Below are 11,195 nucleotides of genomic sequence, written 5' to 3' on the forward strand. Positions count from 1 at the left end.
GTTGCCAGGTGGTTCCCCCACTCCGTCGCCGCTTCGCGGCGCCACCTCTCCCCCCTCCGGAGGGAGAGGAAAGCAGCCTCAGTGGGGGAGATGTCCGGCACGACAGAGGGGGGCGCGAAGGAACTCGGCCTATCCAACTCTGCCGTCTCGCGTGGCGATACGGGAAGCACCCGCCCCCTCACACCTTGACCAGCTGCCTCACCCGGTCCTTCTCGCCGAATATCCTCAGATAGCGCTTGATCTCCTTCTGGTCCCCGGTCGCCTTGGCCGGATTGTCGGAGAGCTTGACCGCAGGCCTTCCATTGGCCTCGGTGACCTTGCAGACCAGCGAGATGGCATCCAGGCTGTTGGTTTCGGTCGGCGCGCAGCCCTCGAAGTCGTTGGTGAGGTTGGTGCCCCAGCCGAAAGACATGCGCACTTTGCCGCGGAAGTGGCGGTAGGTCTCCTCGATCGTCTCGACCTCGAGCCCGTCGGAGAAGATCAGCAGCTTCTGCCTGGGGTCCTTGCCCCTCTCGCGCCACCAGTCGATGATCTTCTCGCCACCCTCGATCGGCGGCGCGCTGTCGGGGCGGAAGCCGGTCCAGTCGGCGACCCAGTCCGGCGCGTCACGCAGGAAGGATGCGGTGCCGAACGCGTCAGGCAGCACGATCAGCAAATTGCCGCCATAGTAGCGCTGCCAGTCCTGCAGCACCTTGTAGGGCGACTGCTTGAGCTCCTCTTCCGAATTGGCGAGGGCGGCAAACACCATCGGCAGCTCATGCGCGTTGGTGCCGAGCGCCTCGAGGTCGTTGTCCATGGCAAGCAGGACGTTCGAGGTGCCGGTGAAGGCCCCGCCGATGCCTTCCTTCAAGGCTTCCACACACCAGCGTTGCCACAGGAAGGAGTGGCGGCGGCGGGTGCCGAAATCGGAGATGCGGATGCCCGGCAGCGCCTTCAGCCGCTCGGTCTTTGCCCACATCTTGGCTTTGGCGCGGGCATAGAGCACGTCGAGCGCGAACGGGCCGAAGGCGCGCATGGCCGCGCGCGATCGCAGTTCATTGATGATGGCCAGCGCCGGGATCTCCCACAGGGTCGTGTACATCCAGGGGCCGCTGAAGGAGAGCTCGTACTGGCCGTCGCGCTTGGACAGCTCGTATTCGGGCAACTGGAAATCCTCCAGCCAGGCAAGGAATTCCGGCTCGAAGATCTGCTTGCGGCCATAGAAGGTGTTGCCGCCGAGCCAGATCATCTCCTTCTTGGAGAAGCGTAAGGTGCGGGCGTGGTCGAGCTGGTCGCGCAGTTCCTGCTCGTCGATCTCGTCGGCGAGGCGCACCGAGGTTGTGCGGTTGATCAGCGAGAAAGTGGTTTCGACCTTGGGATACATGCCCCAGATCATCTGCAGCATCAGAAGCTTGTAGAAATCGGTGTCGAGCAGGCTGCGGACGATCGGGTCCAGCTTCCAGGTGTGGTTGTAGACGCGCCGCGCAATATCGGTCTTTGCCATCTCGTCCTGCCGCCTTCGCTGCTCACTCTAGCGCTTGCTTGCGCAATTCCGGCCGCTTTTCCTGGAACTGCTTCAACCAAGCCTCTTAGCATTGAATTTTCGGCAACGCCTCCCGCTTTGCGGGCTGGCCCGACAAAAAGAGGCCGCCCCGGTCCAGCCGTCAGGACGCCGTCCTGGCGCCGATCACCCTCAGCCCCGGGCGCTTCCGACGGCTGCCGATGCGCCCCGCGACCGGCGCGTCGGCGCGGCCGTCGGCCTGTTCCTTCTCGGCGAACAGCCAGTCGATGAAGAGCTGGACGATCGGCGTCGACCTCATCTCGTTGCGGCAGACGACGTAGAAGTCGTCGACCGCCGGCACCGACAGGCTGAACGGCGCGACCAGCAGGCCCCTGGCCAGCAGCGTGCTGGCCGTGACGGAATCGCCGAGCGCGACGCCATGGCCATGCACGGCGGCCTCGGTCGCGGTGCGCGCGTCGCCCAAATGATGGCGGCGGCCGCGCTCCAGGTCCAGCGCGTCGGCGGCGGCCAGCCAGGTGTGCCACTCGCGGCCGTCGTCGCCATGCAGGATGACATGGTCGGCGAGATCGCGAACGGTGCGGATCGGGCGGTTGTTGATCAGCGTCGGACTGACCACCGGGAACAGTTCGAGGCCGGACCATTTGCGCATCCAGCAATCGCTCCAGCTGCCATCGCCATAGTGCACGCAGACATCGATATGCGGGGCGCGGATGTCCCTGGCGTCGTTGGAGGGAAGCAAGGTGAGCTGGATGTCGGGATATTGCGCGGTGAACGAGCCCAATCGCGGCGTCATCCACAAGAGCAGCAGCGCCGGCACGCAGGATATTGAGAGCTTGCCGGCGCTGGCCGGCCGCGTCATGCGCTGCGTGGCGGCGGCGATGCCGTCGAAGGCGCTCGACACCGCCGGCAGAAGCTCGGCGCCGTGCGGCGTCAGCTTCACCCGCTGGCCGGCGCGCTCGAGCAGCTTGACGCCGAGCGACTGCTCGAGCGCCTTGATCTGGTGGCTGACGGCGCCGTGCGTGACATTCAGCTCCGCCGCAGCCTTGGTCAGCGAGGCATGGCGGGCCGTGGCCTCGAAGGCGCGCAGCGGATTCAGCGGGGGCAGACGCTTGGCCATCGTGCACTCAAGTAGTGTGAGATTTTCTCACAACAAACACCCTAACAATATCAATTGATTTTTCAATGGAGCTGCCGGAAACTTTGTCCCGGAACATCATCAAGACGTGAAATCTGCAGGCAGCCAGGGCGGGACCGCGGTCCGGCCGGATGGCGGTCAGCATCATAGGTGTTGCTTCACTACCAGCCAGACGGAGGAGACCGACATGGGTTACGATCGCGGCAAACTTGAAGCGTTGCGTCGCAAGTATGGCGAGGGCCATGGCGGCGAGATGTTCGACCCGAAGTTCCGCAAGGTCGCCGACAAGATCTTCTCCAAGTCGGGCACCAGGCTGGCGCCCTATTCCGGCATCCCGACCTTCCTCACCGCGCCCTACCGCGAGGTGGCCGCCGACAAGCCGGATTTCGGCGATCTGCAGGTGGCGATGATCGGCGTGCCGATGGATCTCGGCGTCACCAACCGTCCGGGCTCGCGCTTCGGGCCGCGGGCGCTGCGCGCCATCGAGCGCATCGGCCCCTACAACCATGTCCTGGAATGCGCGCCGACGCATGAGCTTCGCGTCGCCGACATCGGCGACGTGCCGTTCCAGAGCCGCTACCGGCTGGAGACCAGCCATGAGGACATCGAGCGCCGCGCCAACCAGATCGTCGACGCCGGCGTCATCCCGCTCTCGGTCGGCGGCGACCACTCGATCAGCCATCCGATCCTGAAGGCGGTCGGCAAGAAGGCACCGGTCGGCATGATCCACATCGATGCCCATTGCGACACCAGCGGCCTGTTCGACCTGACCAAGTTCCACCATGGCGGGCCGTTCCGCAACGCGGTGCTGGACGGCGTGCTCGATCCCTCGCGCACCATCCAGATCGGCATCCGCGGCTCGGCCGAGTATCTGTGGGAGTTCTCCTACGAGTCGGGCATGACGGTCGTGCACGCCGAGGAGGTGACCGGGCTGGGCATGCCGGCCATCATCGCGAAGGCGCGCAAGATCGTCGGCGACGGGCCGACCTACATTTCCTTCGACGTCGACAGCGTCGATCCGGCCTTCGCGCCGGGCACCGGCACGCCGGAAGTCGGCGGGCTGACGACGCGCGAGGTGCTCGAACTGCTGCGCGGCCTCAAGGGCCTCAACATCGTCGGCGGCGACGTCGTCGAGGTGGCGCCGCAATACGACGCGACCACCAACACCGCCCATGTCGGCGCCCAGGTCCTGTTCGAGATCCTGAGCCTGATGGTGTTCAGCCCGGCCATCAAGAAAGGCTGAGGCTACGCCAGACCAATACGGCCGCCGTGCTGGAGCCGGCGGCCGGTTTCAACAACAAGCTTCCAGAAGGGGAACTAAAATGACACTTCGCACCACGCTGAAATCCGCCATCACGGCAATGCTGATGCTCGGCGCCGCCGGCCTCGCCTCGCAGGCGGCCAGGGCCGACGCCATCGACGACATCACCAAGGCCGGCACCATCAATGTCGGCATCTTCTCCGACTTCCCGCCCTTCTCCTCGGCCAGCGCCGACATGAGCATCAAGGGCTATGACATCGACGTGGCGCAGGCCATCGCCGACTCCCTGAAGGTAAAGCTGAACCTGGTCAGCGTCACCGGCCAGAACCGCATTCCCTATCTCACCGACAAGCGCGTCGACTTCCTGATGAGCGTCGGCTATTCGAAGGAGCGCGCCGAGGTGATCGACTTCGCCGCCGCCTACGCGCCCTACTACATTGCCGTCATCGGTCCGGCCGCGCTTGCCGTCAAAGGCAAGGAGGACCTTGCCGACAAGTCGATCGCCGTCAATCGCGGCACGCTGGAGGACACCTCGCTGACCGAAGCGGCACCGGCCTCGGCGGACATCCGCCGCTTCGACAACTACAACTCCGTCATCCAGGCCTTCATCTCCGGCCAGACCCAGCTGATGGTGGTCGGCAACGATGTCGGCGCCCAGGTTCTGGCCAAGCAGGACGCGCTGCAGCCGGAGCAGAAGTTCCAGCTGCTCACCTCGCCCTCGCATATCGGCCTCAACAAGAACGAGGACCGGCTGAAGCAGGCGATCAACGACGCGGTCGCCAAGATGCTGGCCGACGGCAAGCTGGACGAGAGCTCGAAGGCCTGGCTGAAGACGCCGCTCAACCCCGACAACCTCAAGGACTGATCCTGGGACAGTAGGGGGCATTGCCATGGGCTACAGCCTCGACTTCGGCTGGCTTGCGGGTGCGGTAGGCGCGATCGCGCGCGGCGCGGCGACGACGATCCTTTTGATCGCCGTCACCACGCTGGCGGGAACCTTCCTCAGCATCCTCGGCGCCGCCGGCAAAAGAAACGGCCCGAAGCCGCTCAGGCTGGCGATCGCGGCCTATGTCGAGGTAATGCGCAACACGCCGTTCCTGGTGCAGCTGTTCTTCATCTTCTTCGGGCTGCCCAGCCTCGGCATAAGGCTCGATCCGATCCTGGCCGCCATGCTGGCGATGACGCTCAACATGGCGGCCTACACGATCGAGATCGTCGGCGCCGGGCTGGACGCGGTGCCGCGCGGGCAGACGGAAGCCGCACTGGCGCTTGGGCTCAGGCCTCGTCTGGTGTTCGTCAAGATCGTGCTGCCGCAGGCGCTGAAGGTGATCTACCCGGCGCTGACCAGCCAGATCGTCATCATGATGCTGGAATCGGCCGTGGTGTCGCAAATCGCGGTGCGGGAACTGACCTACGAGGCCGATATGCTGCAGGCACGCACCTTCCGCGCCTTCGAGACCTATTTTGTGGTGACGCTGGTCTATCTCGGCCTGTCGATGGGGCTGCGCCGGCTGCTGGTCGGCGGCGGGCGCCGTGTTCTGGGAGCCGGCGTGTCATGATCGAGTTCACCTTCTGGGACATATTGCGCAACCTGCTGCTCGCCGCGCGCTGGACGGTGCTGTTGTCGCTCGCCGCCTTCGTCGGCGGCGCACTGGTCGGCCTGGCCGTGCTGTTCTTGCGCATCGCCAAGACCAAATGGACCCGGCGGATTGCCTCCGGCTACATCGCGCTATTCCAGGGAACGCCGCTCTTGATGCAACTCTTCCTGATGTTCTTCGGCCTGCCGATGCTCGGGCTGCGCATCGAGCCGTGGACGGCGGCGGCGCTCGGCCTCACCTTCTTCGCCAGCGCCTATCTGGCCGAGATCTGGCGTAGCGGCGTCGATGCGCTGCCGCGCGGCCAGTGGGACGCCGGCGCCAGCCTCGGGCTGCACTACCTGCAGGAGCTCAGGCTGATCATCCTGCCGCAGGCGTTCTCGATCACCCGCGCGCCGACCGTCGGCTTCCTGGTGCAGCTCATCAAGTCGACGGCGCTGACCTCGATCATCGGCTTCGAGGAACTGGTCAGGACCTCAAACGCCATCAACAACGCGACCTTCGAACCGTTCACCGTCTACGGACTGGTGGCGCTGATCTTCTTCGTCATGTGCTTTCCACTGACGCAATACGCCCGCGCGCTCGAGCAACGAGCGGCGGCACACTGATCCGCTGACGGCGGAGAAACGCAACCAAGGGAACCCGCCGGACAACCGGCACAAACAGAGGAGAAATTGAGATGAACAGACTGATCGCAACACCCATCACCCGGCGCGGCGTGCTTGGCGCCGGCCTGGCCGCCGCCGGCGTGCTCGCAATGCCCGCGGTGCTGCGGGCGCAGGACAAGTCGCTGAAGGTCGGCGTCTATGGCGGCTATTTCAAGAAATCGTTCGACGAGCATGTCTTTCCGGAATTCACCAAGGCAACCGGCATCGCGGTGGAATCGGTCGCCGAGCCGACCGGCGAGGCCTGGCTGGTGCAGCTCGAGCAGGCGGCCAAGGCCGGACAGGCGCCGGCCGACCTTTCGATGATGTCGCAGACCTCGACGCTCAAGGGCCAGTCGACCGAACTGTGGACGCCGCTCGACACCTCGAAGTTCAAGCACTATGGCGACCTCCTGCCCCGCTTCATCAACAAATATCCGGACGGCCGCGTCGCCGGCATCGGCGCGGTGGCCTGGTGGATCACGCTGGTCACCAACACCGACGTCTACAAGGACGCGCCGACCTCGTGGGCAGCACTCTGGGACAAGGCCAACGAGGACAAGCTCGGCCTGCTGGCGCTCGCCTCCAACTCGTTCCTGCTCGAAGTGACGGCCAAGACCTTCATGGGTGGCACCAACGCGCTCGACACGGAAGACGGGCTGAACAAGGCGTTCGAGAAACTCGCCGAGCTCAAGCCGAATGTCCGGCTGTGGTATCGCGACGAGGCGCAGTTCGAGCAGGCGCTGAAGTCGGGCGAGATCCCGATGGGCCAGTACTACCACGACGTCACCGGGCTTGCGGCCGCCGACGGCTTCCATGTCCGCTCGACCTTCCCGAAGGAAGGCGGCATCCAGGATTCCGGCAACTGGGTGCTGTCGCGCGCCTCGACCAAGGTCGAGGAAGCGCACGCCTTCATCGACTTCATGAGCCAGCCTTCGATGCAGGGCGTGATGTCGCGCAAGGTCGGCACCACGCCGACGTTGAAGAAGGAGGTGCTCGACCTCAAGCCGGAGGAGTTCGCCGCCGTGTCGTCGGACATCGAGCCGATCATCCCGCGCTACGACCTCTATACGTCGAAGGCCGACTGGATCAACCAGAAGTGGACCGAGCTGATCGTCGGCTAAGCACCAGCTGAAACCGGCCGCCGGGCATCTGCCCGGCGGCCCTTGCGGTGCAACGTCCTGAGAGAGGGGTGAGCATGTCCGGATTGAACATAAACGCCATCACCAAGAAATTCGGCGTCTTCGCCGCCGTCGACAATGTCCAGCTCAACGTGCCGCACGGCACGTTCGTCTGCCTGCTCGGCCCGTCGGGCTGCGGCAAGACCACGCTGCTGCGCATGATCGCCGGGCTGGAGGAACCGACCAGCGGCGCCATCGTTCTCGATGGCGAGGACATCACGCCGCTGCCGACGCACAAGCGCAATCTCGGCATGGTGTTCCAATCGCTGGCGCTGTTTCCGCATCTTTCGGTCGGCGACAACATCTCCTACGCGCTGCGCATTCGCGGCGCCTCCAGGGAAGAGCAGAAGAAGCGGGTCGACGAACTGCTGACGCTGATCCACCTGCCGGGCTTTGCCGACCGTCCGGTGGCGAAGCTGTCGGGCGGCCAGCGCCAGCGCGTGGCGATCGCCCGCGCGCTCGCTTTGTCGCCGAAACTATTCCTGCTCGACGAGCCGCTGTCGGCGCTCGACGCCAAATTGCGCGAGGCGATGCAGGTGGAACTGCGCCAGCTGCAGCAGAGCCTCGGCATCACCACCATCGTCGTCACCCACGACCAGCGCGAGGCGATGACCATGGCCGACCTCGTCGTCGTCATGGGCCACGGCAAGATATTGCAGGCGGCGCCGCCGATCGAAATCTACCGCAAGCCGGCCGACGCCTTCGTCGCCGATTTCATCGGCATCACCAATCTCCTGCCGGCGGAGGTCGACAGCGCGGGACGCACGACGATCCTCGGCACCGCCATTCCGGGCCTCGCCATGCCGGCCGGCATGACCAAGGCTTCGGCGTCGATCCGTCCCGAGGATGTGCATCTCGGCGAGCCTGCCGGCGGCGCCATCACCGGCCAGGTCAGCTTCGTGCGCGATCTCGGCGGCACGATCGAGACCTTCATTGAGGTGGGCAACACCAGCATCGTCGCGGTGACGACCCCGCGCGAAAGGCACGACGTGCCGGTCGGCGCCAAGGTCGGCGTCGTGCTGCCGCCGGAAAGCTGCGTGGTGCTCGGCTCATGAGACGCGAAGCCCCCAGGTCGCTAGCCGACTATACGCCGCTGTTCTTTCCCGGCCTGATGCTGATCGTCTTCTTCGTCGTGCCGTTCTCGACGATGATCGCCGTCAGCTTCTTCAAGCGCAATCCGTCCGGCTTCTACACGCCGGATTTCGTCATCGACAATTACGCCCGCTTCCTGTCGACCTTCTTCGGCGGCGTGCTCGGCTTCTCGCTGATGCTAGCGGTGCTGGTCGCCGTCTGCTGCGTGGCGATCGGCTTCCCCTTCACCTACCTTTTGACCCGGCGGCCGCGCCGCGTGCAGACGCTGTGGCTGGTCGGCCTCTTGTCGGTGCTGTCGCTGTCGGAAGTCATCATCGGCTTTGCCTGGTCGACGCTGTTCTCGCGCACTGCCGGTATCACCAATCTTCTGGTGGCGGTCGGGCTGATGGACAAGCCGGTGGCGCTGCTGCCGACCTTCGGCGCGGTGCTGACCGGCATGGTCTACCAGGCGCTGCCCTACACGATCCTGGTGCTCTACCCGGCGCTTGTCCGTCTCGATCCAACCTTGTTGGAAGCGGCGCGCACGCTCGGCGCCTCGCCGGTCAGGGCCTTCTTCAACGTCGTCGCGCCGGCGCTCAGGAACACCATCGTGGCGACGCTGATCATGGTCTTCGTCTTCGCGCTCGGCTCCTATCTTTTGCCGCAGATCCTTGGGCGGCCGCAGCACTGGACGCTCTCGGTGCTGATCACCGACCAGGCGATCTACCAGTCCAACATGCCTTTCGCGGCGGCGATGGCGGTGTTCCTGGTGCTGATCTCGCTGGCGCTGGTCGGCATGACGCTGCTCGTCGGACGCAGGGAGAACGCGCTATGATCGAGACCTGGCTCCGCCGTCTCTATTTCGGCTTCGTCGCGCTGTTCCTGGCAGCGCCGCTCATCGTCGTCGCCGGCGTCTCGGTCAATTCGCGGCAGGAACTCACCTTCCCGCCGGTCGGCTTCTCGCTCGCCTGGTACGCGCAGATCTTCACCGATCCGGAATGGCGGCTGGCGCTGATCCATTCGGTGACGCTCGCCGTCTGCTCGGCGGCGATCGCGGTGGCCATCGCGCTGCCGCTTGCCTGGTTCCTGTGGCGGCGCATCGCGCCATGGGCGAACATCTTCCAGGTGCTGGGCCTGGCGCCCTTCATCCTGCCGCCGGTCATCACGGCGCTCGGCTTCCTGAGCTTCTGGGCGACGGTCGGGCTGTTCGGCCAGTTCTTCACCGCCATCATCAGCCACGCGATCTTCTTCGTTACGCTGCCGCTGGTGACGCTGTCGCTGGGCTTTGCCTCGATCGACCGCTCGCTGGTCGAGGCGGCGGCGACCATGGGCGCCGACGACCGCACCGTCTTGAAGACCGTGGTGCTGCCGTTGATCCTGCCCTATCTCGTCTCGGGCTACGCCTTCGCCTTCGTGCTGTCGCTGAATGAATACATCGTCGCCTACATGACGATCGGCTTCACCACCGAGACATTGCCGATCAAGATCTTCAACGCGCTGCGCTACGGCTATACGCCGACCATGGCCGCGGTGTCGGTGTTCTTCGTCGCGGTGGCGGCGCTGGTGTTCGGCTCGATCGCCAGGTTCGGCGACATCCGCAGGCTGCTGGGCGCCATGTCTTCCGACGGCAACTGAAGCAAGCCTGCAATCGAATGGGAACGGCCGCGGGGCGACCCGCGGCCGTTCTGTTGGATCAATGCCCGAAGGCGAGCTGCGGGGTGATGCGGTCGCGCCGCAGCCAGCGCGCCAGCAGAAGCGCGGCCACCACGGCCAGCCCCGATGCCAGGCCGATCCAGATGCCGACGCCGTTGAAGCCGAAATGGAAGGCGAGCAGCACGCCGAGCGGCAGGCCGATGCCCCAATAGCCGATCGCGGCATAGATCATCGGCACCTTGGTGTCGTGCAGACCGCGCAGCATGCCGGCCGCCACCGCCTGCGCGCCATCGAAGATCTGGAACAGTGCCGCAAACACCAGGAAGGAGACCGCAAGCGCGATCACCCTGGCATTGGCCGGATCGCTCAGATCGATGAAGGCGCTGATCAGCAAATGCGGCCAGAGAATCATTACCAGCCCCATCAACGCCATGGAGGAAACGCCGATGATAAAGGCGGTCCAGCCGGCGCGCGAAACGCCTTCCGGGTTGCCGGCGCCATGGGCAAGGCCGACGCGCACGGTGACGGCCTGGTTGAGGCCGAGCGGCACCATGAAGGAGATCGAGGCGATCTGGATGGCGATGGCGTGCGCGGCCAGCGAGTCCGCGTCGATCAGGCCCATCAGCAGTGCCGCCGCGTTGAAGATCGTCACTTCGAAGGCGAGGATGCCGGCGATCGGCAGGCCGAGCCTGAGCAGGCCCTTGAAGCGCGGCCAGTCGGAGCGCCAGAAGCGGCCGAACAGGTGGTAGCGGCGGAATTTTTTCTCCACGAGCAGCACCGCCGCCAGGCCGCAGAACATCAGTGTGCTGGACAGCGTGGTGGCGAGGCCGGAGCCGGAAATGCCCATCGCAGCCACGCCGAGATTGCCGAACATGAACACCCAGTTGAAGAAGGCGTTGCAGGCGACGGCGACGAAGACGATGACCAGCGCCCAACCCGGCCGCTCCAGCGCCGAGATGAAGGAACGCAGCACGATATAGCCGTAGAACGGCAGCACCGCCCATTCCAGCCAGCGCAGATAGATGCCGGCCTGATGCGCCAGCCTGGGCTCCTGGCCCATCGCCAGAAGCACGCTCTCGCCGTGCCAGAGGAAGACCCAGATCGGGATCGAGATCAGGATCGCCAGCCACAGGCCCTGGCGCACGGTGCGGCGC

General features: G+C 65.3%; 11 protein-coding genes. 8 read left to right on the forward strand and 3 right to left on the reverse strand.

Annotated elements, in window-relative coordinates; all coding sequences use genetic code 11:
• Window positions 1-178: 178 nt before the first annotated feature.
• A complete protein-coding gene (pncB, locus tag EN738_RS22265) occupies window positions 179-1,483 on the reverse strand; it encodes a nicotinate phosphoribosyltransferase (RefSeq protein WP_127285602.1) in 1,305 nt (434 codons plus the stop codon).
• A gap of 160 nt (window positions 1,484-1,643) precedes the next feature.
• Complete coding sequence (gene gcvA / locus EN738_RS22270; RefSeq protein ID WP_127285603.1) at window positions 1,644-2,618, reverse strand: transcriptional regulator GcvA; 975 nt, start codon at window positions 2,616-2,618, stop codon at window positions 1,644-1,646.
• Between the two features lie 205 nt (window positions 2,619-2,823).
• Between gcvA and speB the strand changes: the two genes are divergently transcribed.
• The 8 genes from speB (at window position 2,824) to EN738_RS22310 (ending at window position 10,023) form a co-directional block, all read left to right on the forward strand.
• On the forward strand, window positions 2,824-3,879 hold the full coding sequence (gene speB / locus EN738_RS22275; RefSeq protein ID WP_127285604.1) for an agmatinase: 1,056 nt from the start codon (window positions 2,824-2,826) through the stop codon (window positions 3,877-3,879).
• Window positions 3,880-3,958: 79 nt separating this feature from the next.
• Window positions 3,959-4,762, forward strand: coding sequence for a transporter substrate-binding domain-containing protein (locus tag EN738_RS22280; RefSeq protein WP_127285605.1), 804 nt, complete (start codon window positions 3,959-3,961; stop codon window positions 4,760-4,762).
• A 25-nt stretch (window positions 4,763-4,787) separates the two neighbouring features.
• Window positions 4,788-5,456, forward strand: coding sequence for an amino acid ABC transporter permease (locus tag EN738_RS22285; protein ID WP_127285606.1), 669 nt, complete (start codon window positions 4,788-4,790; stop codon window positions 5,454-5,456).
• Window positions 5,453-6,100, forward strand: coding sequence for an amino acid ABC transporter permease (locus EN738_RS22290; protein ID WP_126057022.1), 648 nt, complete (start codon window positions 5,453-5,455; stop codon window positions 6,098-6,100). The genes EN738_RS22285 and EN738_RS22290 overlap by 4 nt, the downstream gene beginning before the upstream one ends.
• A 71-nt stretch (window positions 6,101-6,171) precedes the next feature.
• On the forward strand, window positions 6,172-7,260 hold the full coding sequence (locus EN738_RS22295; RefSeq protein ID WP_127285607.1) for an extracellular solute-binding protein: 1,089 nt from the start codon (window positions 6,172-6,174) through the stop codon (window positions 7,258-7,260).
• 74 nt (window positions 7,261-7,334) lie between these two features.
• Entirely contained in the window at window positions 7,335-8,372 is a 1,038-nt protein-coding gene (locus EN738_RS22300) for an ABC transporter ATP-binding protein (RefSeq protein WP_127285608.1), read from the forward strand.
• Window positions 8,369-9,223: an ABC transporter permease gene (locus EN738_RS22305; protein ID WP_127285609.1), complete on the forward strand. Its 855-nt coding sequence runs from the start codon at window positions 8,369-8,371 to the stop codon at window positions 9,221-9,223. Before EN738_RS22300 ends, EN738_RS22305 begins: the two co-directional genes overlap by 4 nt.
• Window positions 9,223-10,023, forward strand: coding sequence for an ABC transporter permease (locus EN738_RS22310; RefSeq protein ID WP_127285610.1), 801 nt, complete (start codon window positions 9,223-9,225; stop codon window positions 10,021-10,023). The genes EN738_RS22305 and EN738_RS22310 overlap by 1 nt, the downstream gene beginning before the upstream one ends.
• A gap of 58 nt (window positions 10,024-10,081) precedes the next feature.
• Here EN738_RS22310 and EN738_RS22315 read toward each other — a convergent pair.
• The coding region (locus tag EN738_RS22315; RefSeq protein ID WP_145966899.1) for an MATE family efflux transporter at window positions 10,082-11,195 on the reverse strand (1,114 nt) is incomplete at its 5' end.

The organism is Mesorhizobium sp. M4B.F.Ca.ET.017.02.2.1 (assembly GCF_003998955.1).
Taxonomy (GTDB): Bacteria; Pseudomonadota; Alphaproteobacteria; order Rhizobiales; family Rhizobiaceae; genus Mesorhizobium; species Mesorhizobium abyssinicae.

What these genes read in the sequence shown, in the direction of transcription:
- pncB (WP_127285602.1), bottom strand. Translation starts at nt 1,483, where the DNA reads ATGGCAAAGACCGATATTGCGCGGCGCGTCTACAACCACACCTGGAAG.
- gcvA (WP_127285603.1), bottom strand. Translation starts at nt 2,618, where the DNA reads ATGGCCAAGCGTCTGCCCCCGCTGAATCCGCTGCGCGCCTTCGAGGCC.
- speB (WP_127285604.1), top strand. Translation starts at nt 2,824, where the DNA reads ATGGGTTACGATCGCGGCAAACTTGAAGCGTTGCGTCGCAAGTATGGC.
- EN738_RS22280 (WP_127285605.1), top strand. Translation starts at nt 3,959, where the DNA reads ATGACACTTCGCACCACGCTGAAATCCGCCATCACGGCAATGCTGATG.
- EN738_RS22285 (WP_127285606.1), top strand. Translation starts at nt 4,788, where the DNA reads ATGGGCTACAGCCTCGACTTCGGCTGGCTTGCGGGTGCGGTAGGCGCG.
- EN738_RS22290 (WP_126057022.1), top strand. Translation starts at nt 5,453, where the DNA reads ATGATCGAGTTCACCTTCTGGGACATATTGCGCAACCTGCTGCTCGCC.
- EN738_RS22295 (WP_127285607.1), top strand. Translation starts at nt 6,172, where the DNA reads ATGAACAGACTGATCGCAACACCCATCACCCGGCGCGGCGTGCTTGGC.
- EN738_RS22300 (WP_127285608.1), top strand. Translation starts at nt 7,335, where the DNA reads ATGTCCGGATTGAACATAAACGCCATCACCAAGAAATTCGGCGTCTTC.
- EN738_RS22305 (WP_127285609.1), top strand. Translation starts at nt 8,369, where the DNA reads ATGAGACGCGAAGCCCCCAGGTCGCTAGCCGACTATACGCCGCTGTTC.